We start from the raw sequence: 25,194 nt of genomic DNA on the forward strand, positions 1-25,194 counted from the left end.
TCTCTCCTTAATAAAATTCATCAGGAAGAATCGTTTCGCCAAGTTTGATATTATCTTTGTAATCAACAGGAACATCAATTAATACAGGTCCTTGGTCAGCTTCTTTTAAAGCCTTAGCGAGCGTTTCAGAAAACTCTTCTTTACTGGAGACGCGATAACCTTTGGCACCAAAGCTTTCTGCATACTTGACATAATCAACAGCACCAAAGTCTACACCTGATGAACGACCGTATTTCATTTCTTCCTGGAATTCAACCATGTTATATTTACCATCATTCCATATCAGGTGAACAATCGGTAATTTTAGGCGAACTGCTGTCTCCAATTCTTGGCCTGAAAATAGGAAGCCACCATCACCTGACATTGAAATCACTTTGGTATTTGGGCGCAAAAGCGCTGCTGAAATAGCCCATGGCAAAGCAACTCCAAGAGTTTGCATCCCATTTGAAAAGAGAAGGTGACGAGCTTCGTAAGACTTGAAATAACGCGCCATCCAGATGTAATGACTACCAACGTCAACCGTAACGGTCATGTCATCAGTCACTTGTTCTTGAAGACGGTCAATCAAATCAAGGGGATGAATACGTCCTTCTGCTGTTTTACTACGGTCAAACTTAATGTCTTTGTCAGTGTTGTTGCGAAGTGAGACGAGGTAATCACGTGACCCTTCAGGAAGTTGGTAACCTTTTATAGCAGGTAGCAACAAGTCCAAAGTACCAGCTATATCACCTATTAATTCGCGCTCTGGTTGGAAATAAGTATCAATCTCAGCTTGGGCCACATCAATAACAATAACACGCGCCGAAATTTCAGCATTCCAGTTACGAGCTTCGTATTCAATAGGATCGTAACCAATCGCAATGACAAGATCCGATTTTTTAAGGAGCATGTCTCCTGGTTGATTACGGAAAAGGCCGACGCGCCCAAAGAAGGTGTCATCTTCCAGTTCACGTGAGACAATCCCCGCTCCCTGAAAGGTTTCAACAACAGGTAAATTTGTTGATTCCAAGAGACGACGAATGCTTGCTGTCACTTTTTCAGAAGAAGCACCATTTCCTAATAAAAGCACTGGTAAAACGGCATTTTTGATAGCTTGTGCCAAATAGTTAATATCTTCAACAGAGGCCGAACCCAATTTTGGTTCCGTCAAAGGCTTAATAGCTGTCACAGAAACCTTGCTATCAGTAACATCCTGCGGAATTGAGATAAAGCTTGCCCCTGGTTTACCTTCTTTGGCTAAACGGTAAGCATTTGCGATCGTTTCTGACAATGTATCTGGATCATGAACTTCAGCTGAATATTTGGTAATCGGCTCAAGCATTGCCACATTATTCATAGATTGGTGGGCACGTTTTAAAAGGTCAGCTCGTTTAACCTGACCACCAATCGCTAAAACAGCATCACCTTCATCAGTTGCTGTCACAAGTCCCGTTGCTAGGTTTGAAACCCCTGGTCCACTTGTCACTAACACAACACCTGGTTCACCGGTAATACGACCCACAGCTTGCGCCATAAAGGTGGCGTTCTGCTCATGACGCGCAACGATTAATTCGGGACCTTTGTCCTCTAAAGTATCAAAAACGCGGTCAATTTTGGCACCTGGAATACCAAAAACGTAATCTACCTTATGATTCATTAAACTATCTACAACTAAATCTGCACCGAAAGTTTGCGTGTTTTCAACCATGCTTTTTCTCCATTCATTTTTTATGATTCCATTATAGCACTTTCCGAAAAAGTTTGTGAAAATTTCATTTGTGAAATCATTCCTTATGCACACTTGGAAAAGCTGAGAAACAGGTATACTTGATTTTCTCTCATAGCAATCATTCATCCGTTTTAACTACAGGTTGAGCAAAGATCGATTAAAGACCACGAACGGGGATTGCCTTTTGATGTCGCGAGTCATATGGGGATACTTACTCAGCATTTTTTAGCATAAATCACATCTATTTTTACACTTAATATCATATAAAGGCCTCTATTAAATCCCAATTAGCAAGCGCATTGTTTGTCATGTGTAACAAAATGACCCAAATAATACTTTTGGTCCATTTGAAAACCAGTCCAAAACTAATTCCAGTGATGAAAAAGGTCAGAGCGAAAGGTGTCCCAAAATCCGACCAACTGTGCATATGCACAGCCATAAAGCAAAAAGATGAAAATAGGACATCTATATAAAATAGAGATTGTTTAAAATAGCTGGTCATTAAGATAAGTCGAAAAAATAATTCCTCAAATATTGGGGCCATTAAAACCACCCATATCAAGTAACCATAGATGGCAAAAGGGCCTTGTCCATAAGAAATAATGGCACTTAAAGCCTGTTCGTTATTACTACCACTTGTAGGAAAGATTTGTAATGGCCAAAAATTTCCTTTTAGCATGATTGTAAAGGTCACTATTACTACTACAGGGTGCCACCATTTGAAACGACCTTCCTGTTATACTTATGGTTGTCTAAATACTTTATCACCAGCTAGACCTCCAATAGATATAAAATATAGGGCATAGATAATAGGGTATTAACACTGACGTGGGCAAGAATGGCTAGCCTCATATTTTTTGAAAAGCGATAGATACCTGCAAAACCTAAACCATAAACAAAGTAAATGACAAAAGCATTTGCCGACCAAGGATACTGATAAAGATGAATCAGTGAAAAAAGGCTTGCTGATGCGATCATATCAAGGCCATAAGTTTGACGATTTAAAAATGGGGTCATAAGCAAGCCGCGATAAAGCAGTTCTTCTAAAGTCGGTCCCAAAAGGCAGGACAATAGTAAAAACAGGTAAGGGTAATAGACCCCGCTACTTTGATAGAGAAAATCATTGACAGCTTGACTGTTGCCAGTATCCCTGCCCCAAAATTGAAAAATAAGAATCATGAAAAAAGCTATCCCGGATAAAATGGCCATAAAAATGCCCCAATCTTTTAAACCAAAAGGGACTCGCCAAATACTCACAGCGTCCTGATGAATCCTTAAAAGACTAGAAGCCAAAAGAATAGCGACACCAAACAAAAAACAATAAAGGAGATAATAGCTATCGGAATAATACCCCGGAAATTCTAAAAATTCGTCTAATATAATAGGAATCAATAAATGGAAAAGCATGATAGATACAGTGGCTATCATGCTGAAATAATATCTTGATCTTGACATCTTACTTTCTCCACGGAGTGGGCGAAATATCTTTAGAAAACATCATATAATCATGCCAAGTGACCTGAATCCCTCCAACCACTTGATCCAATTCTGCAATAGTTAGATCTTTCACTTCAACTTTTTCATTCCTATTTTTCTCTTTATTATATCCTATGATTTTGATCACAGATTAAAGTTAATAAAAATAATGATTTGATATAACTATCTTAGGCGGTAGCTTTAATATTCATTGATATTATATCATAACGGACAACTTGAAATAGCCTCATAATAAAAGCATTATCGATCTTTAAATAGTCCAATATATTGAAGATAAGCATTGTTTGATGTTTAATTTTTGATATGCTTATGTTATATTGTCCATGACAGAGTCTCGTGAGGCACGCTCAGTATTATAAAGCTGTTACTTGTACAGTGTCATTATCGATACGTCTCACCCCTACGTTGCCCCCTGGAGGAGGAAATGAAGATGAGAAATCAGGATGAAATTTCAACAGAAGAATTGCTTAAGATCACTGGTGGTGCTATGGTACCGTGGCATGATAATGGCATAAAACTATCCTCTGAAAGCTCTATTGATGCCGTTTTAAAATAAGTCAACGTTTCTATGCTAAAAAAATTATCCATTTACCTGTTTCCCTTTCTTACCTATTGTGTCTTTCATATACTTTTGTCTCAGTTACAGCTGGCTTGGTGGGATAGGAAACAATTCGATGACAGTTTTTATCTCATGATAAATGCTGTTCTATTAATGAACATTCTAATTATTTACCTATGGCAAAAGAATCTCTTGGGCACTAATCCTTTTGATTTCTCAGGTACTAAATGGTGGCATTTTCTGATAACACTTGGTTTAGGTGGCATTGTCTTTATCTTTGGTTTCAATAGTTCTAGATGGTTTTCACTGCCAGTGACGACGAATACTAATAGTCTCAATACCCTTTTAGCCTACAGCAATGGTAAGCTTTATTTAAAAGTTTTTTTACTTTCGAATGTCCTATTAGGTCCCATTCGAGAGGAATTCTTTCATCGCATGCTGCTGATGGAGACTTATTTTAAAGCATCACCCTATTACCTTGATGTGTTAATTTCTGCTAGCATGTTTGCTGCCAGTCACATTCTACCAGGTGGGAATTTTCAAGCTTTTGGGATATATGCTATACCTGGAGCTCTATATGCCCTAACTTATCGACTGACTCGAAACATTTATTGGCCAATCGTAATTCATGTGATATGGAATGGCTATGTTTATGTTGATTTAATCGGTCTAGTCATTGTCTAACATTGAAAGAAATGAGATAAAAGGAAATTGATAAATTTGCATTGCCAGTTACTAATCCTTTTGACCCAATCAATCATTACGATCAGGTCTTTTCAACGATCTAATCACCAGAGTCGGATTTATATCTAGACTCTTTTTCATTTAAATAAAAATATCATTTCTTGTATTAATGAATACCATTATCAAGGTAGTAAACTAATATTGAATATTCTACAAGAACTGATAGTTTTTAACGTCTAATATGTCAAATATTGAACAATAAAAAACTCATAGAAGTTCGTCATGTAAACTGTCAATTACATCATCAACAGAACATCAGGAAATCTATGAGTTACCTTCACCTTAATATAACTGGTCACAATTAAGACAAAGCTTTTGAAAGTTATTGACTAAATGACTTTAAAATCAGCAAGCTCTCTACCTTCAGAGTAGACGAGCTCATCAAGAACAGTCTTGGTCTATAAGATTAGCAAAGAAATGTTAAAACCATAAACCTAAGCAAATAACCGAGTTGATGAACAATTTCTCTATTTCAGCTCAGCTATGCTTTGTACGTTCAGACAAACTTACTCTTCTAGTTCTTCTATTAATGACTGCATGTTCATGTCATCAGGCACCAAGGTTAGGTAGGCTTTAGCCGTCTCTCTTGCTTCTTTCTTGTAGCCAAATTCTCTTAAAAGATAGGTGTATTCTTGGAGAAATTCTGGATTTTGACCCAATCCTGATGCCAATGCCCTGTAGCGTTTTAGCGCTTCTTCGCCCTTATCCATCTCTTGATAAGCTTTGGCAATATTCCATTTGGTCAATAAGGTATCAAAATCATGGCTAGATAGAGTCATAATATCTTCGTAGCGCTCTTCTTCTAAATACAGTGTCGTCAAGCGCAGGCCAACTTCTTCCAAGTCTTCCGCAAGATCTTTCGCAGAAAGGAGATAAGATTCTGCCAGCTGTGAGTCATGATTCTCGTAAGCCATCTGAGAAGCTAGTAAGAGCAACTGGCTATCATAGGCATTTTTTGACAAGCCTTGTTGAGCCAATTTTAGCGCTTCTTCTAGCTTATGCTCCTCGTGTAAAGATTGGGCATAGTAATACTCATATCCTGAAAAATCAGGATTCATGGTATCGAGTTGTTTGAAATAGAGGTTGGCACGCTGGTATTCTTCCTGTTCATACAACAAGGTAGCCAATTCAAAAACTGTGTGATCGTCGTATTCAATAGCCACTGCCTTTTCTAAAAATTCAATAGCGACCTCAAATTTCCCCATCTCCGCGTAAGCACGACCAATGCGTTCATAGGTTGAAACACCTGTCATCTGTAATAGATCACGATTATCAAGAGCTGCATAATTCTGAATTGCTTCTTTAAAATCACCAATCTCCATCTGCATTTCGGCTAAGCCAAAGCGAATCAAGGAATCATCGGATAGCTGGAGTGCTTGGGATAACTTATCTCCGGCTACATCTGCTAAACCTTCCATTTGATACAAGTCCGCCATGATCACTAAGGCATTGACATAGTCCGGTGAGTCTGGAGATATGGCATCTAAGTAAAGAAAAGCAGCTTCCATATCACCGTCCTCAGCTGCAATTTCAGCAAGATTCAAATGAACCTCTGGATAAATGGGACGTAGCTGCTCGTAAAGTCGCTTAGCTTGTGGCAAAAAGCCAATACTCTCAAGATATGCCCCTAAGGATAACAGAACGGAGTGATCATCCTCTTTCAAAGCACGTTCAAAATAACGATTAGCATGTTGCAGATCCTGATTCTGAATCGAAGCAATCATTTTTTCACTATTCCACATTTTCAGACTTTTCCTCCATAAAATCGTCTTTGTAAAGACCACTAACGACTTTGTACCAATCAAAAATTTCAATTAGAATAACCTTGATGGAGGCATAAACTGGAATGGCTAAAAAGACACCCCATACACCAAACAAGGTACCTGCAGTCAATAGGACAAACAAAATAGTAATCGGGTGAATGTTCAACTTGGTTCCGATGACTAAAGGGGTCACAAAACGGCCCTCGATAGTTTGCTCAATAATAAAGACGATAATACACTTGACCACCATTGCCGGACCAGCTACAAATGCCAAGATAAAGACGGGTATCATTGCCACAAAGCTACCTAGATATGGGATCAGATTCAAAAATCCAGCCACGATGCCTAAGGTTACCGCATACCGTAAGTCAATGATGCTGAACATAACGGAAAACAAGAAGGCTACAACGATAGCCACCGTCACCTGTCCCTGCACATAACTCGCCAACTGATGGTTAATCTTAGACATGACACGGCGCGTGGGAACACGCAACTTAGGAGGTAAGAACTGCGGAATGTAGTCTTTTAATTGCTCGCCGTCTCTTAATAAATAGAATAAAATGAAGGGGGCAATCATTATAGCTACCGCGACACGAGCCACGGTAGAAGCCACATCACCTGCCCAGGTCACTGCTGATCTGGAAAGCAATTGAGCATAGTTGATGACATTGGTTGAAAAGTCATTGATTAGATTTTGCAATTCAATATTGTAAGTATATAGCTGGCGACTCTTCAGAAGATTGGTCATTTGTAATTCGATATCATGCAGATAGCTCGGCAAGTTCTCAGCAAAATTGCTCAACTGACTTTCGATCGAAGGAACGAGTACAGCAACACCCCAAATCAAGAGCGCAATAACAATTACAAAGACCAAGGAAATAGCCGCTGTTCGCTGCATATGTAATTTCTTTTCAAGAATAGACACAAATGGTTTCAGTAGGTAATAGAGTAAAGCAGAAATAATGATCGGTAGCATGATGATGGTTATAAATACCAATGCCGGCTCAAACAAATGCGCAATCTTTGTAAAGACAAAAACATTGGTAAAAAACAGCAAGCTAATAACTAAAACCATCACTGCCTGGTTATTTAAAAACCATTTATAAAACCAACTAATGGTAAACTTCTTATCATCTGAGTGATTCATGATTCCTCCTACTCTAGCGATTACCGTAGAACATCACATCTTTTGACACCAAGACGTTCTTTTTATAGACAAATTTGGCGGAGAAAAAAGGCACATCATCAAGGATCCATTTAAATAACTCGTAATCCCCTTCCCAAGTTGGTTTTTTTAAGACATCAGCATAAGGTACCCATGCCAACGTCCCCTCTCGCGATTCCTCATCCGAAATTAATTGGCCCTCAAATGCGGTCACCTTAAAAACATAAGTATACCAGTCATGCCCTGGGGTAAATTCGGGGAAGGTGATGATGCCGCGAAGATCCATTTCTTTGACCTGAAGATGTGTTTCCTCTAAAATTTCACGAATGGCGCACTCCTCAGGTGATTCCCCAGATTCTAATTTTCCACCTACTGAAATCCATTTGCCTTCATGCACATCGTTTGCTTTCTTGTTCCGATGCATGAGTAACAATTCTTTACCATTATCTATGTAACAAATGGTTGCTAATTTGGTCATTTTGTCACCTCTTTCACTTATCCTACTATTATAGCAATATCTCCCTTAAAATACCTCAAAATGCTTCAATTCCTTTCGATATCAATTGCTAAATCGGAGCGAAAATGCTTTAATAATGATAGAGAGGAGGTCTCATCGTGAAACCACAAGAACTATTTGATCAGGTCAAAGAAATGATTGCTAAAAAAGACTTTTCAGAGGCTAAAACATTTATTGAAAACCATAAAGATGATTTAGGACAATATTTCGACAAAGCCAAGGCTTTAGTGGAAAATTCTGATGCCGTCAGCGGTGTTGTTGACAAAGTCAAATCACTTTTTAATAAATAAGTTTAGAAAAAGCTGTTACTATCAGCTCTTTTTCTTTACCTAGAAACCCGTGTCGATGAAAAGCCAAGCTTATAATCATTTAGTCCAATCAAAATTCCAAAAACAAAACCTTGTCCCAATAAACGTTTCAAACGTTGATAGGACAAGGTTTTTAATGATTTATTTAATGACTTCCTGTGTCTTGGCATACTTGGCTTCAACAGCCTCTTTCTCAGCCTTCCACCAATCTTGATGGGTAGTATACCAATCGATGGTATCCTGCAACCCTTGCTCAAAGTTGGTAAATTGTGGTTCCCAACCAAGTTCATCACGGAGTTTGCTTGCGTCAATAGCATAGCGCAAATCGTGTCCCGCACGGTCTGTCACATGGTCGTAGGCATCTTTTGGCTGCCCCATTTTCTCAAGAATGAGCTCCAAGACTTCCTTGTTGTTCTTCTCGCCATCGGCACCGATCAAGTAAGTCTCGCCCATCCGACCCTTGGTCAAGATAGCCCAAACCCCTGTTGAATGGTCATTGGTATGAATCCAGTCACGAACATTCTTACCTTCACCATAGAGTTTTGGCTTGATACCTGCCAAGATATTAGTAATCTGGCGCGGAATGAATTTCTCGATATGTTGGTAAGGACCGTAGTTGTTTGAACAGTTGGAAATGGTCGCCTTAACACCAAAAGAACGCACCCAAGCCTTAACAATCAAGTCTGAGGCAGCCTTGGTTGACGAATAAGGTGATGATGGGTTGTAATTGGTTTCCGCAGTGAATTTCTCTCCCGGTCCTTCACCATGACCCGGTAAATCTTCACGAAGTGGTAAATCACCATAAACTTCATCAGTTGACACATGGTGGAAGCGAATGTCGTACTTACGAGCAGCTTCAAGCAAAGTGTAAGTTCCAATAAAGTTTGTATGGATGAAAGGGGTTGGGTCGTTAAGCGAATTGTCGTTGTGGCTTTCCGCTGCGTAGTGAACAATCGCATCCGCTTTAGCTGCCAACCTATCCACCAATTCTGCGTCTGCGATGTCGCCGACAACCAACTCCACACGGTCACCCAGAATTTCTTCCAAGTTAGCCTTGTTGCCAGCATAAGTCAATTTGTCCAAGACGGTCACATGCACGTCTGGATGGTTATTGTAAACGTAGTGCACAAAGTTTGAGCCGATGAAACCAGCTCCACCTGTGACGATGATGTTTTTGAACATTTCTTCTCCTTTTCTGATGTTCGACTGATATGGTGCGGACGGCAGCGACTTCCTTCGGAATTCCATGCCTAAATTTTGAACCCAAGGTTTTAAAATTTCCGAGAAGACTAGCTAATTGCTAGTCTTCTTTCCACCACTACGTCGAACATCGTTTTTAGCTCGCTATCGCTCGCCTTACAAATCTTCCGCTTTCAAGGGCTCTACGTCTTTGAGCATTGGGTGGTTTTTATCTGCTTCTGAGACTTCTGCTTCTGCCAGATTTTCCCACTCTATGCCAAGACTTGGGTCTGCATAGTTAACAAAGGCATATTTTGGTTTGAGCTCCAATGCCCAGTAATCATTCACTAAATAGCTGTAAGATACAAAGTCAGACAGGACTTGGAAACCATTGGCTACACCACGTGGAACAAAAATCCCTTTTGAAGCATCGATAACGGTCTGGTAGGTATTGCCAAAAGTCTCACCTTCACGCAGATCCACCCAAGTACCCAGAACCTTACCGTTATCTGCTACGGAGATATACTTATCCCAGGGTTCGGCATGCAATCCACGAAGAACATGTTTACGCGAAAAACTAACGTTGTTCTGCAATTTCCCTTGAGCGAAGAAGCTTTCTGGGAAACCAAGTGGCAGCATTTTTTCCTTCTGGAAATTTTCCTTGAACCAACCACGATTATCACCGTGAACAGGAATGTCGAACTCCAGCATGCCAGGAATTCCTTCTACTGGGCGAGCCGCTAATGTCTTACCGAAAAAGTTATCTGTCATTAAGCCTCTCCAATCAAACGGAGCAAGTATTGTCCGTATTCATTTTTCTTAAGCGGTTGTGCCAATTCTAGCACTTGTTCTTTGGTGATATAACCCATGCGATAGGCAATTTCTTCCAAGTTGGCCACTTGAACATTCTGAAGACGTTGGACAGTTTCAATGTACTGGCTGGCCTCAAGCAAACTTTCGTGTGTCCCAGTGTCTAGCCAAGCAAAACCACGCCCCATAAGCTCAACTGACAAATCACCACGTTCCAAGTAGGCCTTGTTGACATCGGTAATTTCTAACTCTCCACGAGGTGAAGGCTTGATGTTTTTGGCAATCTCGATCACATCATTATCATAAAAATAAAGACCAGTGACAGCGAAGTTTGATTTTGGAATTTCTGGTTTTTCCTCGATGGAGATAGCGTTCATGTCTTCATCAAACTCGACCACGCCAAAGCGTTCTGGGTCCTTAACTTGATAGCCAAAGACCGTTGCACCCTTTTCTTTACTTGCAGCGCGTTGGAGCATTTTTGTAAGGCCATTTCCATGGTAGATGTTGTCGCCGAGAATCAAGGCAACATTATCATCGCCAATAAACTCTTCACCGATGATGAAGGCTTGAGCAAGCCCGTCCGGGCTTGGTTGCTCAGCATATTCCAAAGAAATACCGAACTCAGAACCGTCGCCCAACATATCTTTAAAACGAGGAAGATCCTGTGGTGTGGAAATGATTAAAATTTCCTTAATCCCAGCCAACATCAGGGTTGACAGAGGGTAGTAGATCATGGGTTTGTCGTAAATAGGCATGAGCTGTTTAGAAGCTGCACGCGTTAGTGGATAGAGGCGAGTGCCTGAACCACCAGCTAAAATAATACCTTTCATAGTAAATCTCCTTTTAGATAAAACTATCTTCTTAATAAGTAATCGCTTTATTTTACCATGATTTACTGAGAATTGTCATCCTCAACGGTTAAATAACGGTTAATATCATAATCAGACGCGTTCAACCAAAATGTCTGATCGGTCACCATGGCCACTAACTCTCTTGCAATCAGAGGACCTGTTGTTAAACCTGATGATCCCAAACCACTAGCGGCATATAATCCCGGCAAACCAGGGACTTCTCCATAAAAAGGCGAAAAATCGCTGGTGTAGGCTCTTATCCCAAGGCGATCGCTCTTACGCCAAGCTTCTGATAATTTGGGAAAGAAGACTCTGGCTTCTTCCTCTAAACGCTCTAAAACACTCTGGTCAACCGTCAGGTCAAAGCCCTTATCATTTTCATGACTTGCCCCGATAGAAACCTTACCTTGGTCAAATGGAATCAGATCAATTTCTCCCTCGGGCATGAAAACGGGTAGGTCATCTGTCTTTAAACCATCAAAATAATAATCTAATAGCTGCCCCTTTTGCGGGCGGACATCCACCTGATAACCCAAAGGTCTCAGAATATCACCAAGCCAAGCTCCTGTTGCAAGGATGACACGGTCATAAAAGGCACCATCGATCCTATAACCAGATGCCTGTGGTTCTAGACTGACCTTTTTAGAGATGACAGCGCAATTAGCTGCTTTGAGAAGAGTCTTTGTCAAGCCAGCACCATCAAGTCGCGCAGCTCCAGAAGCATACAGCACATCTCCTTTTAGCTGCAGGTCTGGAAAACGCTCCGCAACATCTTTTTCCGACAAAATTGCTAAATCACCAATTAACGGTGATTCCTCTAGCCGACTATGAGCCAATTGGTAGAGATCTTCAAAATGATCTGGTGTTTTTTTGTGTAGATAGATACCGACTTGTTTATAAAAGCTTGTATCAAAACCATCAGACGTCAAATCAGCAATCATCTCAGGATAAAAATCGGCTCCTAACCTAGCCATTTTATACCAAGCCTTATTTCGTCTTCTAGAGAACCAAGGGCTAATAATACCAGCTGCTGCTTTAGTCGCTTGACCAAGACCGTCATCAAAAACGGTTAATTCAACAGAACTCTCTTTGGATAAATAATAAGCTGCTGTAGAACCAACAATCCCAGCACCAATAATCGCAACTTTCATCGCATTTCCCTTCTAACCCAGTGCAACATCCATGACCATCATAATAACAAATCCCATCATCAACCCCAGTGTTGCAATATCAGTATTACCATTTGTTTGAGACTCTGGAATCAGTTCTTCCACAACGACAAATATCATGGCACCAGCTGCAAAAGAAAGAGCATAAGGTAAAATCGGCATCATCGCTAGCACCAAGGCTGCACCAATAACTGCACCAATAGGCTCTACTATAGCTGAAATTGCTCCCCAAAAGAAGGCCTTTTTTCGCGATTTACCATCAGCACGAATCGGTATTGCTAAGGCAGCTCCCTCCGGAATATTTTGCAAACCGATCCCAATCGCCAAACTGGTGGCACCAACTAGAGCTGCTGTTGTAAAATTCCCCTGAGCTAGGGCACCAAAAGTCACCCCAACTGCCAATCCTTCAGGAATGTTGTGGATGGTTATTGCTAAAAATAAAAGCGTTGTTTTTGATAATTTTTTTTCTGGTTGAAGCCCTTCAGCCTCCTCGATAGACTTATCCAAATGGAGGTGAGGAACTAAGGCATCAATCAAACGAATAAAATAGCCACCTAATAAGAAACCAACAGCAGCTGGGATAAAGGCCCATTTGCCATAGGTAGGCTCTGCGTAAGCCAAGGATGGAGATAACAAGGACCAGAAAGAGGCAGCAATCATGACACCAGCTGCAAATCCCATCATAACATCTAACAATTTTCGGCTGACATGTTTAAAGAAAAAAACAATGGCTGACCCTACAATTGTACAACCCCAAGTAAATAAACCAGCCATAAAGGCCAATAATACGACATTTTGGCTAGTTAGCCACTCTAACATAAGATCCTCCTATACATGTGAAAAGGGATTAGTAGACGACTGACTTTCCAGGATATCGACTTTCCAACCTTCTTCACCTTTCCATTGATTTAAGCGTTTAGTAATTTCTGAAATAAAGAGTACCTCAATATGATGCCCTGGATCCAAGGCGTAAAGCCCTTCTGTCAGCATTTCTTGAGCTGTATGATAGTAAATATCACCTGTAACATAGACGTCTGCTCCCTTAGCCAAAGCCTCTGGATAAAATGATTGCCCAGAACCGCCACAAATAGCCACTTTTGAAATGGTAGGATTAGCCCCATCATAACGAACCAACCGAACGCTGTCTAAGTCGAAACTCTCTTTGACTTTGGCTGCAAAATCCTTCAAACTCTGTTCAGGAATAACACCAATTCTGCCAATACCAAGCTGATCATCCGTTAAGGATAATGGCTCTGTATCGGTAATACCTAGAGTCGCACAAAACCAATCATTTAAACCATCTGGGATGATGTCAATATTAGTGTGACTGACATAGACTGCGACATCATGCTTAACCAGATTTAAGAGAATATCGCGCTGAGGTGACGAGACTAAATCTTTAATTCCCTTGAAAATCGGAGCATGCTTAGTGATGATCAAATCAACCTGCTTGTCAATAGCTTCAGCAACAGTCGTCTCTCTAACATCTAACGCCACCATCACCTTCTGAATGGGTTTATCTAGTGTTCCAATCTGTAATCCCACCACATCACCGTCCATTGACAGTTCCGGCGGACAATAGGCTTCATATCGCGCAATAAGATCCTTAGCTAACACGTGCCAGTACCTCCTTTATCTGATTAATCTTCGTGAGCAAAATGTTCCTCTCCTGCTGTTTATGTTCGGGGATAGAAGCAAGTGCATAACTCAGCTTGTCAAGCTCGCCTTCCCATTTTAATCTGAAACTAGTATTTGGATGCTTCAAAAGATCAGGTCCAAATCGCAATTCTTCATCTGATAACACCATTTCACCATGTTCAGCCACAATGATCTCATAGTATTTTTTATTCTCCTCAAGAATACTTTCTTGACGAATCCGAAAGCCATTTTCCTGTAACCATCTGCGGAGATCATCTTCACGATTATTAGGCTGTAAAATCAAACGGTCAACATCAGAAAGCTTTTCATAACCTGCTTCCAAAATCTCAGCAATCAGCCGACCACCCATTCCACAAATAGTGATAGCAGTCACACCGTCTTCTGGCGAAAAAGCTGCTAAACCATTGGCCAAACGCACCTGGATACGATCTGCTAAACCAGACTGCGCCACATTCGCCAAAGCAGACTGATAAGGACCATCCACCACTTCACCAGCAATGGCGCGGGTAATTTTTCCCTGTTGAACAAGCACAATCGGCAAATAGGCATGATCGCTACCCACATCCAAGAGCACTGCTTGGTCAGGAATAAAAGCAGCGACTCGCGAAAGGCGTTTTGATAAGTATGTTTCCATTTTTTCCTTACTCTTTCTTAATGACAATACGTTTATTATAGCAAAAATCCCCCTGTTAAGGAGCATTTTCCATAAGACAATCAAAAGTCGTTGGTAGAAATCAAGAGTCAGACAGTATGTTAAGACCCTAGCTGATAAAATGAAATATCTTAGCTTTTGAAAAGTTTCAGATTTAATAGTTGTCACTACTTTACTCTAGATAGAAAATAAGCAGGGCCCGCATGCATAGATGGCAATGTGTTAGCAAGTGTAAAGGACAACTGAGATTACTAGAGCTTCTTTTCGTTTTTTATTGCCAAAGGGCAAACTAAGGTTTCAGTGATTGAACTCATTACCTACTGCACCAACATCATAGTACAGGCTCCTTCAAGGCGCAGCATGACAATACCATTCTACAGGATAAGCAAGTAATACCCTCCTGGTCATTGTCACATCACAAAAAGGGCTCCATTTCAGACAGCCCTGCTACTGACAAACTAGAGCGAATCTGCATAGCCTATGTTTGACAACGAGAGGTCATAACTCATGCCAAAGTAAAAGGACTCGCTCCCGTATCCTACAGAACCAAGTCCTCCTAATGACAAATTCGTGCTATTGTTTAAGAGTAATACCTCTCAAAGCTAAGTTCTATCGATTCTTATCGCCGATTTGATGACCCAAAAGTATCGCTACAAACACATGACGTTTGGGGGAGCTTGTGTATTTGAAAGTGGGACCTATTCTCAAGTAACGGTTCTCTGATACCAATCGTTTGGCCAAACCAAATCAGTACATTGACCCCCTCAAGTAGGACTAACCTTCAGGCCAAACTACCACATCATCATAATCACGACTTCTTTTGAAAAGAGCGACAGCATATGGACAGGTTGCTAAAAGTTTTCCTTCTTCTTGGCGGACATGATCCACCAACTTTTCAACCAAACGCTTAGCAATTCCTTGTCCCTCATATTCAGGCAAGACAAAGGTGTGATTGATCACCCAAACACCATTGGCGTCACTGTAGGTGCATTCGCCAATAGCTTTGTTGCCATCGATAGCTAAAGAACGCTTCTCTGAAGCCTGATAAACTATTTCGATCATAATGGGTCTCCTTACTGTCTAAATTAGCCAGTCCACTGAGACTAGACCAAGTGAAGTGACTCTAGAAAAAGTATAACGCTTTCTCAAAATAAAGCAAGGTTTTACCATCGCTCCTTTAAAAAGTATTTGATATCGCATTTTAGCCATTTGATCACTTGTCAAAATGGCATTGAGTGATCACGGTATATTTTCAGATGCTTCCTTCAGTGATGACTAATGCTAATGACTTTAATCTGTTCAGTTTCTTGATTGAATTCGCAAATGAGCCTCATTTTAGTTCCTTTCAAAATACCCTATTTTAAGTATGGAACTTTTATCACTTTCTTGATGTCCTAGTCAAACAGAGTGGATCATTAAGGTTCAAGACTCTCTTCATTCTCTAAAAACGTATGTACTTTTTGAGAGAGTCTAGTAGTTTTTAGAGAAAGACTGGTTATTTTCCTTTAATCCCTTTTCTGACTTTGTCGCAGTATTAGTCAGTCTCCCAAATACTCATCGCATTCAGAAATTCATCAGAAACGGTCACCTTAGCTGGGTCTGCTTCTTCACGTTGAAGACGTCGTTCTTCAACCTGACGAACAGTGGTGATACCATCCCTCTTCCAATTTCGCAAAATACCGTTGATGTATTTTAGATTGATTTTGCCATTAAAGACTGCCTCACGCAAGGCTTGGCGGATCAGATCAGGATCCACTCCATCATCAGTAACTGTCTTTTCTAAATCTTGTAACTCAAACGGACTGAGATAGCGGCCAAATTCCTTCTCAAAATCCATCACAAGATCTTTGTAAGCATTACCTGATGAGGATTTCGCTGACTCTTTTTTTGGCTCAATAAGACTATCTAGTTTTTGAAAAGCGGGGCTCGTGTCAAAAATCATTTCGATTTCTCCACCCATTTCAATCGTTTTGACATCAAGCAACTCCTGATTTGTTAAACGCGCAATAATGCGATTAACATCACTGATAGTCTTACCAATGCTTTCTGCAATCTCACTTGAAGCCATCTCTTCTTTCTGGCTGGTATTTTGAAAGTAAAAGAATTGCCATACTAAAAAGTCATCAGCAGACTGAAAAATATCGCGATAGTGAAATAATATAGCCGCAGGAAGTACTAAGTTTCCCTGCTTCATAGCTTCAGTATAGGTCATTAAACTCCTCTAATTCTTTGTTTCGAATCAATTCTTCTAGAAGGTAAGGTGTCTCTTGATAAACAGCATAATTAATCCAATTGCTAAAAAAGGTAGATGCCGCTAAACTCCAACGCATCAGAATTCCCTCTTCTGGGTTATCAGACTTAAAATAACCAACCGGTAATTTGGGCGCTTTTCCAGCTGCTTGATCACGTTCAAACTCTTTGGCTAAGGTTTCGCGATCATACTCCAAATGACCAAAGCTGTACACTTCGCGCAAGTCAGAAGACGCCAGAATAGAGACGCCGACTTCCTTTCCTTTGGATAGGATTTGAAGAGACGTTTTCGTTAAAATATCGGTTTCTGAAATATCGGTGTGCCGAGAATGAGGCGCCTTAAACGTATCATCAAACCCTCTAAAAAGCTGACTACTATTATCCTCAACTGACTGTTCATACACACCTGACAACTTTTCAGGAAGACGAAATTTCTGGATACCATACTGATGATAAAGAGCTGCTTGGGCTCCCCAGCAAAGATGTAAGGTTGAGTAAACATGATCTTTTGACCACTCAAAGATAGCCGTCAGTTCTTGCCAATAATCAACCTCCTCAAAGGGAATCGTTTCAACTGGTGCTCCAGTGATGATCATGCCATCATAAAATTTTCCTTTGATATCATCGAATGTCTTGTAGAACGTTTCTAAGTATTCTGCTTCGGTATTTTTAGACCGGTGACTCTCCATGTAAAGGAAGTCAACGTTGATCTGTAAGGGAGTATTAGCTAATAAGCGTAGTAACTGAACTTCCGTAGCCTCTTTAGTTGGCATGAGATTGACAATCAGTATTTCGAGCGGCCGAATATTTTGGTGCTGCGCTCTCTCATTATCCATGATAAAAACATTCTCAGATCGCAGGATATCTAGAGCAGGCAGTTGCGTATCAAGTTTTATGGGCATAAAAACTCCCTCTTTTCAGTAGTTGCTACTACTATTATAGTAAAGGGAGTTATCAGTTTCAATTATGGAAAAATTAGGTTTAGCTATAGTTTTTAATTATAGGTATCAGCCTGGGAAATTCATCAAGACTTTAGTATCATAATTCCCAATCGTTTCGCGGCCATTTAGCCCATCAAGTTCGATCATGAAGGCACAACCAGCAACAACACCGCCCAATTTTTCGATTAGTTCAATCGTTGCTTTGACCGTACCACCGGTCGCTAACAGGTCGTCTACAATTAAGACACGTTGTCCCGGTTTGATAGCATCGGCATGCATTGTCAAGGTATCGACGCCGTATTCTTTTTCATAGTCAGCAGAGATTACGTCACGTGGTAATTTTCCAGGCTTACGCACTGGTGCAAAACCGATGCCGAGCTCCACAGCTACTGGGCAACCAATAATAAAACCACGCGCTTCAGGTCCGACAATCATGTCAATATCATGATCACAGGCATACTGTGCAATTTCACGAACAGCATAACTATAAGCTTTGCCATCTGCCATCAAAGGCGAAATATCACGAAAGGTAATGCCTTCTTGTGGGTAGTTTTCAATTGAAGCGATGTATTTTGTTAAATCCATAGTATTCTTGTTGCAGTTATCCGTTTTTCTAGGCTATTCTGGCAAACAGTCTAGCGCTAAGATAACTACCATCATCCTTTCCTTATTGAGCGTTCTCAAATAATCATACACGCTATTATAGCATGATTTTTTAAGAAGTTGCTATTTTCGGTTCAAACATATCAAAGAACAATGCCCTTACCTGCCAAATTAGTAAGACATTCCTTAAGGTAAGCATCATCGTGTTCCGGATAAATCGGAGTGGTTTTGGGTAATACTTCGACACTGTCATAAGCAGCTAGACGTTTCCCACGGTAAGCAGGATCTCGCCAAGACTTATCAGGGTGATAACCTCTCGCTAGCATCTCATCCATCACTAAAGTGTGGTATTGAAATAACTTATAGGGTGAATGGGCAAATACATAGTTGACTGTGGCATGCGGTTTTCCCCAACCGCCACCTCGTAATGCTGCACACTCACGATGTTGCCCCAAGAGTTGTTGGCGTGGTATTTGCGACAGCAGAGCTTCGTGCCAAAGTCTCATAGGGAGTCTCCCATCGTCATCACTAAGCTGCCATCAGCATTGATGTTAGCATGCTGCGTTTTCTTCCCCTTATTATAGGGAAAGTGATAATAGTGCAAATTCCCCTCTTGATCAAGCAAGGAAATGGCCTCGAACATGCCGTCATGAACCAGCTTTTCAAGCAAATAACCTTGGTCGGGAAATTGCTGCCTTTCAGACCACAGCTCTGGCTTAAAAGTCACTTGACAATAGGCCAAGAGCTCTTCCGATAAGCCCTTCATCACCAGTTGAGAGACGTAATGGCTATTTATCGTCAATACATCCTGAGGTAAATGAAGGTTTAGTCGCGCTAATTTTGCCATTGCCTATCCTTTCAACCAATTGTAAATTTCTTGCGGAGTCCCTAATGCCATCAATTCTTGGTATTTGACCGTCTTTTGGAGGTCTTTAAAAATGTGGCTAGAGTCGATCGCTTTTTTTTCAGCATCTTTGACGACTGTCATAACACCATCTGTAATAGTCACAAAGCCCAATTCCTCAAAGATTTGAATCATTTTGACCAGTAGGTAATCTTCGATATGGAGGTACTGACTGAGCTCATTGAGTTTGTAGCGAATATCAAACTCTGGAAATTGATAGATGGTTTTGTATAGTTTGGCAAACTGCTGTCGTGTGCCATAACCGGACAAATAGTAGGGTGTCTTTATGGTGTTTTTAAAGTAGATCACTTCCAAAGGATTGGCACGCGCCCATGATTTCAAGTCTTCTGGATCCTCAGGTAGATCAACAATAACAGCACAACTGCTTTCGGTTAGATCACCTGTCAATACAGGGACGTCAAAAGGCATTAGCGCTTTTTTCGAGCGAATATCAAACAGCTGCATCCCCTTAACGCGTGCATCAACCAACATCAACTGTAAGCTAGTTTGGCCATTCCACACATTAACAGATAGGGTGACTGCTAATTCTAAACCTTGCGCCTGTTGAAATTCTTGCACAAGAGCCCCCTGATTAAAGGCAACAAGATCAAAAGATGCCCCTTCTTGACTCACCTTCAATTTTAAATGGGCATTGTTCTGTCCCATGGTCCTAGCTTGAACGGTTTGAAAATCTTTCAACCAAAAAATCGGCTGCTTATGATCCATACCAAATGGCGCCAAACGTTCCAAGCTTTTGACAGTATCCAAGCTTAAGTCGGCCAAATGCAGCTCCTCATCAATGATCAGAGTATTTTTGACACTGGTATCAATCGCCTGATCCTCAATATACTGGCAAAGAATTTCAGATAAGGTATCAAGATTTTCTACTGGAAGGGTCATTCCAGCAGCACCAGCATGTCCCCCAAAAGCCGTAAAAATAGCTCGGTGCTCTTTTAAGGCGTCAAAAATATTAACCACTTCCAAACTACGGGCAGAACCTTTAGCTGAGCCATTCTCAATGTTCAAAACAATGACAGTCTGCGAAATGCTTTCTAGAATCCGTCCAGCCACAATCCCTAGAACACCAGGATGCCAGCCTTCTTTTGCCAAGACTTGCACCGGTTTGGTTAAATCCACCATGCTCATGGCTTCTTCATAAATGGTTTGCACCAGTTCTTTGCGCTCTTCGTTTTTGGCCTTTATCTCCAAGGCAATAGCTTGCGCCTCCTCGTCATCAAAGCCTGTCAAAAGTTCAATGGCAGGATTGGGGTCATCTAACCTTCCTAAGGCATTGAGCTGGGGGGCAATGGTAAAGCCGACAGTCTCTTCTGAGATAGTTTCGGGTTCAATATCAGAAAGCTGTAATAACTCCTGCAAACCCAGACGTTCCGTTTCTTTCAAAATCTCCAAGCCAACTTTGACCATGATACGGTTTTCATCAGTCAGGCTAACCATATCAGCAATAGTTCCGATAGCTACCAAATCCAGAAATTCAGTTGGTATCGTATCTAATAAGGCACAGGCCAATTTGAAAGCAACACCGCATCCTGCTAAATGTTTAAAAGGGTATTGCGCTTCAGCATGTTCTGGATGAACAATGGCGAAGGCATCAGGCAGCTCATCTGGCATGCTATGGTGATCGGTAACGATGACATCAACACCTTGCTCTTGCGCATAAGCAACAGCTTCATGTCCTGCAACCCCATTATCCACCGTCACAATCAAGGAGATATCCTGCTGTTCGATAAAGTACTTGTAGACGCTTAGGTTAGGCCCGTAGCCATCGGTAAAGCGATTAGGGAGATAGACCTGGACTTCTGCCCCTATCATTTCTAAGGCTTCTTTGACAATACTAGCGCTAGTCATACCATCTGCATCGTAATCACCATAAACCAAGATCTGTTCTCCTTGTTCAATGGCCTGACGAATACGCAAAACTGCCTTTTCCATATCGTGCAATAAAAAAGGATCGTGCAAGTTGGCTAAATCAGCAGTTAAAAACTGATCCAAAGCTGCTTCAGTGTCGATGCCACGTTCTGCTAATAGTTTTGCAGCGATAGCATCCAGACCTCGTTTTTTGACAAGCTTAAAAAAGCCATCATCTGGCTCTTGCGTGTTAATATTCCAGTCGTATTTCGGAGTTATCATGATATCTCTTTCTTCTTATAGATCTCCTTTAGTATACCAAAAAACAGTCCAAGATTCACTCCTAGACTGTTCCCATTTCTTAGTAAAAAGACAGTTATGTCCCGAGCTACCTATCACTATTTTCCCAATGATGTTAAAGCCAGTTTATTTATAGTTGAAAGCCTTTCTAGCCATATAGTCACTGATGCGGGGAAAAAGGGTGTAGAGTTTATGGGCTGCCGCCAGGGCAAAAGGCATATTAAGTTCACGCTTGTTTTTACCCATGATTTTGATAATCCGCTTAGCAACATATTCTGGTTTGAGGCTGAACTTTTCAACACTCTTAAGATAGTCACCCGAAGGGTCTGCCTTGTCAAAGAAATGGGTCTCAATTGGCCCAGGATTTACGGTCGTCACATAAACCTTATGGTCAGCCAACTCCAATCGTAGGGCATTAGAAAAACCAATCACCGCAAACTTAGTTGCTGAATAGATGCTTGATTTAGCTGAGGCGATCAAGCCCGCCATAGAAGCGATATTAATGATATGCCCATGTCCTTGCTCAGCCATCCGTTTACCAACCAAGCGGGAAAAGTGAATGGTCGCCAGGCTATTGACCGCAAACATCTCCTCTATATCCTCAAAAGCATAGTCATCATATGCTTTAAATTCCCCAAAACCGGCATTGTTAATCAAAATATCAATGCGGCCGTACTGCTGGTAAATCTGGTCAATGACAGATTGCAAGGCTTGGTTATTGGTGATATCGATTTCGATACAGGTTTTATTCTCTATATGACGATAGAGGTCTTCTAATTTAGCACGATCACGCCCTAGAAGAACGAGACCATCTTGACTAGGTAGGTGTTTGATGATTTCTTCAGCAATCCCACCCGACGCTCCTGTAATGACAATAATACGTTGACTCATTAAACCTCTACCTCATCTAAATCATAAACAACCTTGACATTTTCAAAAACTTTGGCTGCATCGCGTTCTAACTGACGGCAATCCCTAGCTAAAAACCTTGGGCTGATGTGATTTAACAAAAGACGCTTGGCCGATGCTTCCTTAGCCACTTGGGCCGCTTGCATATTGGTGGAATGTCCGTGCGATTTGGCGATCTTTTCATCGCCCTTGCCATAGGTAGATTCATGGACTAAAATATTGGCACCTAGGGCTAGGCGCACACTAGCATGCGTCTGACGCGTATCTCCCAAAATGGTCACAACCTTCCCTTTTTTGGGCTCAGAAATATAATCTTTGGCGACAATTAAAGTACCATCTTCGAGGGTGACATCTTGGCCATTTTTAACCTTACCAAAGAGAGGACCAAATGGTAATCCCGCAGCCTTCAAGGCTTCCGCATTCAAGGTACCCTCCAAATCCTTTTGTACCACGCGATAGCCCACACAAAAGATGCTATGATCCAACTCTTCGGCATAAACTTCAAATTTATCGGTTTCCATCAGTTTACCAAGACTCTGACGGTCAAACTCATGAAAATGAATTCGGTAAGGCAAACGTGACCCAGTTACCTTAAGGCTAGACAAAACAAAGGATCTTATCCCCTTGGGCCCATAAATGTCAATATCCGTCTGCTCCTCGCTTGATTGGAAAGCGCGACTAGATAAAAATCCTGGCAAACCTAAGACGTGGTCACCATGAAGATGGGTAATAAAAATCTTGCTTACCTTACGGGGTTTAATAGAGGTCTCCAAAATTTGACGTTGGGTGCCTTCGCCACAATCAAACATCCAAATCTCATTAATCTCGTCTAATAACTTCAAGACTAAACTGGAGACATTTCGCCCTTTGGCGGGCTGACCGGCCCCTGTTCCTAAAAATTGTAATTGCATGATTTCTCTTTCAATTCGTTTTTGTGATATAAGCTAAATATTGACGTTGCTCAAAGCCATAGTAAATCTGGCCTGTGTATTTTTGCAGCAAAGTTGCCAACTCTTCCTGGTTAAAGCTACTGATTTTTATCAAATCACCTTTTAGTTTAACAACCTGACTCAATAAAGCTGTCTCCGGTGTCACGTCCTCAAGGATCTCTTCCTCAAAAGATAGGGGACCCATCTTAATTTTCCCGTCCTTCTGGTAAATCTTATAGTCAGGAAAAATCTGCGTCAATTCAAAAATAAGAGCTGGAGTAATGGTTTCCGGCTTTTCCGCAAAAACTTGAGCTGTTTCAGAAGAATTTTCATAGGCAAAACCATAGGCTTTTCCAGATAAATTCAAGCGAATAAAAGGCTTTTCTTCTGCGAAACTGGGATCATTTTGAAACAAATCAAAAGCCCTTGATAGGTCTAAATAGTATTCTATCGCCGCTTTTGGACCTTGTTTTTGATACAACTCTGCAAAATAAGCATTGATCACACTAGGTGGCGGTGTCAGGTAGGCTAGTTTTTGGGCGTCTGTCATGTGCTCCAATTGTCTTGCTAGATAGACCTTATCAAGACTAGTAAAGCCACCATATTTGAGCGCTAAATCCATATAATCAGTCATAAAATTCTTCCAATTTCCATTTGTTGGCAGGTGAAATATAGCCTGTGATCTCTTCAACTTCTGCTGTGAAGGTGTAGCTATCAAGCAGCGCTAGTTTTTCCAATTGATAGAGCTTGTAGGCATCTTTTTGATGAACCTTTAACGAAAAGGGGGCAAACAGGTCACGAATCTCATCAACAATTAAGTTGCGGATTTGCTCCCGAGAAGCCTTGTCCCGAGCAGAGATACGGATATTGGGAAAAGCGGTTGCTGTAAAATTAGGTGCTTTGTCTATCTTATTGTATATGGCTAGACGCGGAATATCCTGCATCCCTAGATCTTTCAATAAGGTCAGGACAACACGCTCCTGCTCGCTGTGATTGGGGTCACTGGCATCGATGACATGAAGTAAAAGATCCACGTGACGACTTTCTTCCAAAGTCGACTTAAAAGCAGCGACTAGTTCGGTCGGTAAGTCCTGAATAAAACCTACCGTGTCTGTCAAAGTAGCTTGAAACTGCCCCTTTAGATAGAGTTGTTTAGTGGTAGCATCTAGGGTAGCAAAGAGTTCATCGGCTTCGTATTGACGATTGTCGGTTAAAGTATTCATGAGGGTAGATTTACCCGCATTTGTATAGCCGATTAAACCAACTTTAAAGGTCTCTGAATCCAAGCGCTTGTCACGAATAATTTGACGATTTTTCTCAACGGCCTTCAGTTGTCGCTCGATATCTGTAATCTGATGACGAATGGAACGACGATTGAGCTCCAGCTGACTTTCACCTGGTCCTCGACTGCCAATACCACCAGCCTGACGGCTCAACATGATCCCTTGCCCCACCAGGCGGGGTAGCATGTATTTTAACTGGGCCAGATGAACTTGTAACTTCCCTTCATGACTACGAGCCCGCATGGCAAAAATATCCAATATCAACTGCATGCGATCGATCACCTTGACCGCTAAGGCCGCTTCTAAATTGCTATTTTGCCTTGGGGTTAATCGATTATTGACAATGACAGTGTCAATCTCATTTGCCTCTACCATGTCACGAATTTCTGCTAGCTTTCCAGATCCGATAAAGGTCTTGCTATCATAGCGTTCTCGCTTTTGAGTGTAGCTATCAATGACCTCTGCTCCAGCTGTTCGGGCTAAACTAGCCAGCTCTGCCATTGTCATTGCAAAGTTTTGGGTGTCCTGCAGCTCAACACCTACAATAATGACGCGCTCTTGATTTTCTTGTGTCTCATACATCCTACCACCTCCTTTAAAGGGTCTTATTCTCACGAAAAAATAGCCC

Annotated in this window: 27 protein-coding genes; 3 read left to right on the plus strand and 24 right to left on the minus strand. The window is 41.2% G+C overall.

What is annotated here, in order from left to right; genetic code table 11:
• Positions 1 to 7: 7 nt before the first annotated feature.
• The 3 genes from alsS to G574_RS11085 form a co-directional block, all read right to left on the minus strand.
• Complete coding sequence (gene alsS / locus G574_RS0103695) at positions 8 to 1,687, minus strand: acetolactate synthase AlsS (protein ID WP_029691011.1); 1,680 nt, start codon at positions 1,685 to 1,687, stop codon at positions 8 to 10.
• Between the two features lie 280 nt (positions 1,688 to 1,967).
• Positions 1,968 to 2,402: a CPBP family intramembrane glutamic endopeptidase gene (locus tag G574_RS11080; RefSeq protein WP_051130524.1), complete on the minus strand. Its 435-nt coding sequence runs from the start codon at positions 2,400 to 2,402 to the stop codon at positions 1,968 to 1,970.
• A 77-nt stretch (positions 2,403 to 2,479) separates the two neighbouring features.
• Entirely contained in the window at positions 2,480 to 3,163 is a 684-nt protein-coding gene (locus G574_RS11085) for a CPBP family intramembrane glutamic endopeptidase (protein WP_029691013.1), read from the minus strand.
• Between the two features lie 472 nt (positions 3,164 to 3,635).
• Here G574_RS11085 and G574_RS11885 point away from each other — a divergent pair, with 472 nt between their 5' ends.
• Both G574_RS11885 and G574_RS0103715 read left to right on the plus strand, forming a co-directional pair.
• On the plus strand, positions 3,636 to 3,761 hold the full coding sequence (locus tag G574_RS11885) for a hypothetical protein (RefSeq protein ID WP_281167076.1): 126 nt from the start codon (positions 3,636 to 3,638) through the stop codon (positions 3,759 to 3,761).
• Between the two features lie 156 nt (positions 3,762 to 3,917).
• A complete protein-coding gene (locus tag G574_RS0103715) occupies positions 3,918 to 4,448 on the plus strand; it encodes a CPBP family intramembrane glutamic endopeptidase (RefSeq protein ID WP_169343457.1) in 531 nt (176 codons plus the stop codon).
• 566 nt (positions 4,449 to 5,014) lie between these two features.
• Here the strand turns inward: G574_RS0103715 and G574_RS0103720 are convergent.
• From G574_RS0103720 to G574_RS0103730, 3 genes are read right to left on the minus strand one after another with little or no spacing between them, the layout of a single operon-like run.
• The gene (locus G574_RS0103720; RefSeq protein WP_029691015.1) at positions 5,015 to 6,250 is read right to left on the minus strand and encodes a tetratricopeptide repeat protein; all 1,236 of its coding nucleotides are present in this window, start codon (positions 6,248 to 6,250) and stop codon (positions 5,015 to 5,017) included.
• Entirely contained in the window at positions 6,240 to 7,418 is a 1,179-nt protein-coding gene (locus G574_RS0103725) for an AI-2E family transporter (protein WP_029691016.1), read from the minus strand. The genes G574_RS0103720 and G574_RS0103725 overlap by 11 nt, the downstream gene beginning before the upstream one ends.
• A 13-nt stretch (positions 7,419 to 7,431) precedes the next feature.
• On the minus strand, positions 7,432 to 7,914 hold the full coding sequence (locus tag G574_RS0103730; protein ID WP_029691017.1) for an NUDIX hydrolase: 483 nt from the start codon (positions 7,912 to 7,914) through the stop codon (positions 7,432 to 7,434).
• 137 nt (positions 7,915 to 8,051) lie between these two features.
• Between G574_RS0103730 and G574_RS0103735 the strand changes: the two genes are divergently transcribed.
• Complete coding sequence (locus G574_RS0103735; protein ID WP_029691018.1) at positions 8,052 to 8,243, plus strand: hypothetical protein; 192 nt, start codon at positions 8,052 to 8,054, stop codon at positions 8,241 to 8,243.
• Between the two features lie 159 nt (positions 8,244 to 8,402).
• On the opposite strand, the gene rfbB is transcribed toward G574_RS0103735, so the two are convergent.
• From rfbB to hflX, 18 genes are all read right to left on the minus strand, one after another.
• Positions 8,403 to 9,443 carry a dTDP-glucose 4,6-dehydratase gene (rfbB, locus tag G574_RS0103740; RefSeq protein WP_029691019.1) on the minus strand — a complete coding sequence of 347 codons (1,041 nt, stop codon included), beginning with the start codon at positions 9,441 to 9,443 and terminating at the stop codon, positions 8,403 to 8,405.
• Positions 9,444 to 9,617: 174 nt separating this feature from the next.
• On the minus strand, positions 9,618 to 10,211 hold the full coding sequence (locus G574_RS0103745; protein WP_029691020.1) for a dTDP-4-dehydrorhamnose 3,5-epimerase family protein: 594 nt from the start codon (positions 10,209 to 10,211) through the stop codon (positions 9,618 to 9,620).
• On the minus strand, positions 10,211 to 11,080 hold the full coding sequence (gene rfbA, locus G574_RS0103750; protein ID WP_029691021.1) for a glucose-1-phosphate thymidylyltransferase RfbA: 870 nt from the start codon (positions 11,078 to 11,080) through the stop codon (positions 10,211 to 10,213). Before rfbA ends, G574_RS0103745 begins: the two co-directional genes overlap by 1 nt.
• 62 nt (positions 11,081 to 11,142) lie before the next feature.
• Entirely contained in the window at positions 11,143 to 12,252 is a 1,110-nt protein-coding gene (locus G574_RS0103755; protein ID WP_029691022.1) for an NAD(P)/FAD-dependent oxidoreductase, read from the minus strand.
• A gap of 12 nt (positions 12,253 to 12,264) precedes the next feature.
• A complete protein-coding gene (locus G574_RS0103760) occupies positions 12,265 to 13,089 on the minus strand; it encodes a ZIP family metal transporter (protein ID WP_029691023.1) in 825 nt (274 codons plus the stop codon).
• A 9-nt stretch (positions 13,090 to 13,098) separates the two neighbouring features.
• On the minus strand, positions 13,099 to 13,887 hold the full coding sequence (locus G574_RS0103765; protein ID WP_029691024.1) for a Nif3-like dinuclear metal center hexameric protein: 789 nt from the start codon (positions 13,885 to 13,887) through the stop codon (positions 13,099 to 13,101).
• Positions 13,877 to 14,563, minus strand: coding sequence for a tRNA (adenine(22)-N(1))-methyltransferase (locus G574_RS0103770; protein ID WP_029691025.1), 687 nt, complete (start codon positions 14,561 to 14,563; stop codon positions 13,877 to 13,879). Before G574_RS0103770 ends, G574_RS0103765 begins: the two co-directional genes overlap by 11 nt.
• A gap of 792 nt (positions 14,564 to 15,355) precedes the next feature.
• A complete protein-coding gene (locus tag G574_RS0103775; RefSeq protein ID WP_029691026.1) occupies positions 15,356 to 15,643 on the minus strand; it encodes a GNAT family N-acetyltransferase in 288 nt (95 codons plus the stop codon).
• 472 nt (positions 15,644 to 16,115) lie between these two features.
• The gene (locus G574_RS0103780; protein WP_029691027.1) at positions 16,116 to 16,793 is read right to left on the minus strand and encodes a DnaD domain-containing protein; all 678 of its coding nucleotides are present in this window, start codon (positions 16,791 to 16,793) and stop codon (positions 16,116 to 16,118) included.
• Complete coding sequence (metA, locus tag G574_RS0103785) at positions 16,780 to 17,733, minus strand: homoserine O-acetyltransferase MetA (protein WP_029691028.1); 954 nt, start codon at positions 17,731 to 17,733, stop codon at positions 16,780 to 16,782. The genes G574_RS0103780 and metA overlap by 14 nt, the downstream gene beginning before the upstream one ends.
• 105 nt (positions 17,734 to 17,838) lie before the next feature.
• Positions 17,839 to 18,357 (minus strand): adenine phosphoribosyltransferase, encoded by a 519-nt coding sequence (locus tag G574_RS0103790; RefSeq protein WP_029691029.1) that lies wholly within the window; start codon positions 18,355 to 18,357, stop codon positions 17,839 to 17,841.
• Between the two features lie 161 nt (positions 18,358 to 18,518).
• Positions 18,519 to 18,881, minus strand: coding sequence for a TIGR02328 family protein (locus G574_RS0103795; RefSeq protein WP_017769228.1), 363 nt, complete (start codon positions 18,879 to 18,881; stop codon positions 18,519 to 18,521).
• Positions 18,878 to 19,222 (minus strand): hypothetical protein, encoded by a 345-nt coding sequence (locus G574_RS0103800; RefSeq protein ID WP_029691030.1) that lies wholly within the window; start codon positions 19,220 to 19,222, stop codon positions 18,878 to 18,880. Before G574_RS0103800 ends, G574_RS0103795 begins: the two co-directional genes overlap by 4 nt.
• Before the next feature lie 3 nt (positions 19,223 to 19,225).
• Positions 19,226 to 21,427, minus strand: a complete 2,202-nt coding sequence (recJ, locus tag G574_RS0103805) for a single-stranded-DNA-specific exonuclease RecJ (RefSeq protein ID WP_029691031.1) — start codon at positions 21,425 to 21,427, stop codon at positions 19,226 to 19,228.
• A 144-nt stretch (positions 21,428 to 21,571) separates the two neighbouring features.
• Complete coding sequence (locus G574_RS0103810) at positions 21,572 to 22,336, minus strand: SDR family NAD(P)-dependent oxidoreductase (protein ID WP_029691032.1); 765 nt, start codon at positions 22,334 to 22,336, stop codon at positions 21,572 to 21,574.
• Positions 22,336 to 23,265 carry a ribonuclease Z gene (gene rnz, locus G574_RS0103815; protein WP_029691033.1) on the minus strand — a complete coding sequence of 310 codons (930 nt, stop codon included), beginning with the start codon at positions 23,263 to 23,265 and terminating at the stop codon, positions 22,336 to 22,338. The genes G574_RS0103810 and rnz overlap by 1 nt, the downstream gene beginning before the upstream one ends.
• A 10-nt stretch (positions 23,266 to 23,275) precedes the next feature.
• Entirely contained in the window at positions 23,276 to 23,917 is a 642-nt protein-coding gene (locus G574_RS0103820; RefSeq protein ID WP_029691034.1) for a cystathionine beta-lyase, read from the minus strand.
• On the minus strand, positions 23,910 to 25,148 hold the full coding sequence (hflX, locus tag G574_RS0103825; protein ID WP_029691035.1) for a GTPase HflX: 1,239 nt from the start codon (positions 25,146 to 25,148) through the stop codon (positions 23,910 to 23,912). The genes G574_RS0103820 and hflX overlap by 8 nt, the downstream gene beginning before the upstream one ends.
• Positions 25,149 to 25,194 lie beyond the last annotated feature (46 nt).

The sequence above is a fragment of the Streptococcus hyovaginalis DSM 12219 genome (genome assembly GCF_000420785.1).
GTDB classification, from domain to species: Bacteria; Bacillota; Bacilli; order Lactobacillales; family Streptococcaceae; genus Streptococcus; species Streptococcus hyovaginalis.

What these genes read in the sequence shown, in the direction of transcription:
- G574_RS11885 (WP_281167076.1), top strand. Translation starts at nt 3,636, where the DNA reads ATGAGAAATCAGGATGAAATTTCAACAGAAGAATTGCTTAAGATCACT.
- G574_RS0103795 (WP_017769228.1), bottom strand. Translation starts at nt 18,881, where the DNA reads ATGAGACTTTGGCACGAAGCTCTGCTGTCGCAAATACCACGCCAACAA.
- G574_RS0103715 (WP_169343457.1), top strand. Translation starts at nt 3,918, where the DNA reads ATGAACATTCTAATTATTTACCTATGGCAAAAGAATCTCTTGGGCACT.
- G574_RS0103755 (WP_029691022.1), bottom strand. Translation starts at nt 12,252, where the DNA reads ATGAAAGTTGCGATTATTGGTGCTGGGATTGTTGGTTCTACAGCAGCT.
- G574_RS0103725 (WP_029691016.1), bottom strand. Translation starts at nt 7,418, where the DNA reads ATGAATCACTCAGATGATAAGAAGTTTACCATTAGTTGGTTTTATAAA.
- G574_RS11085 (WP_029691013.1), bottom strand. Translation starts at nt 3,163, where the DNA reads ATGTCAAGATCAAGATATTATTTCAGCATGATAGCCACTGTATCTATC.
- G574_RS0103745 (WP_029691020.1), bottom strand. Translation starts at nt 10,211, where the DNA reads ATGACAGATAACTTTTTCGGTAAGACATTAGCGGCTCGCCCAGTAGAA.
- G574_RS0103790 (WP_029691029.1), bottom strand. Translation starts at nt 18,357, where the DNA reads ATGGATTTAACAAAATACATCGCTTCAATTGAAAACTACCCACAAGAA.
- G574_RS0103780 (WP_029691027.1), bottom strand. Translation starts at nt 16,793, where the DNA reads ATGACCTATACTGAAGCTATGAAGCAGGGAAACTTAGTACTTCCTGCG.
- rnz (WP_029691033.1), bottom strand. Translation starts at nt 23,265, where the DNA reads ATGCAATTACAATTTTTAGGAACAGGGGCCGGTCAGCCCGCCAAAGGG.
- alsS (WP_029691011.1), bottom strand. Translation starts at nt 1,687, where the DNA reads ATGGTTGAAAACACGCAAACTTTCGGTGCAGATTTAGTTGTAGATAGT.
- recJ (WP_029691031.1), bottom strand. Translation starts at nt 21,427, where the DNA reads ATGATAACTCCGAAATACGACTGGAATATTAACACGCAAGAGCCAGAT.
- G574_RS0103800 (WP_029691030.1), bottom strand. Translation starts at nt 19,222, where the DNA reads ATGGCAAAATTAGCGCGACTAAACCTTCATTTACCTCAGGATGTATTG.
- metA (WP_029691028.1), bottom strand. Translation starts at nt 17,733, where the DNA reads ATGCCCATAAAACTTGATACGCAACTGCCTGCTCTAGATATCCTGCGA.
- G574_RS0103810 (WP_029691032.1), bottom strand. Translation starts at nt 22,336, where the DNA reads ATGAGTCAACGTATTATTGTCATTACAGGAGCGTCGGGTGGGATTGCT.
- G574_RS0103720 (WP_029691015.1), bottom strand. Translation starts at nt 6,250, where the DNA reads ATGTGGAATAGTGAAAAAATGATTGCTTCGATTCAGAATCAGGATCTG.
- G574_RS0103770 (WP_029691025.1), bottom strand. Translation starts at nt 14,563, where the DNA reads ATGGAAACATACTTATCAAAACGCCTTTCGCGAGTCGCTGCTTTTATT.
- G574_RS0103760 (WP_029691023.1), bottom strand. Translation starts at nt 13,089, where the DNA reads ATGTTAGAGTGGCTAACTAGCCAAAATGTCGTATTATTGGCCTTTATG.
- rfbB (WP_029691019.1), bottom strand. Translation starts at nt 9,443, where the DNA reads ATGTTCAAAAACATCATCGTCACAGGTGGAGCTGGTTTCATCGGCTCA.
- rfbA (WP_029691021.1), bottom strand. Translation starts at nt 11,080, where the DNA reads ATGAAAGGTATTATTTTAGCTGGTGGTTCAGGCACTCGCCTCTATCCA.
- G574_RS0103730 (WP_029691017.1), bottom strand. Translation starts at nt 7,914, where the DNA reads ATGACCAAATTAGCAACCATTTGTTACATAGATAATGGTAAAGAATTG.
- G574_RS0103820 (WP_029691034.1), bottom strand. Translation starts at nt 23,917, where the DNA reads ATGACTGATTATATGGATTTAGCGCTCAAATATGGTGGCTTTACTAGT.
- G574_RS0103775 (WP_029691026.1), bottom strand. Translation starts at nt 15,643, where the DNA reads ATGATCGAAATAGTTTATCAGGCTTCAGAGAAGCGTTCTTTAGCTATC.
- hflX (WP_029691035.1), bottom strand. Translation starts at nt 25,148, where the DNA reads ATGTATGAGACACAAGAAAATCAAGAGCGCGTCATTATTGTAGGTGTT.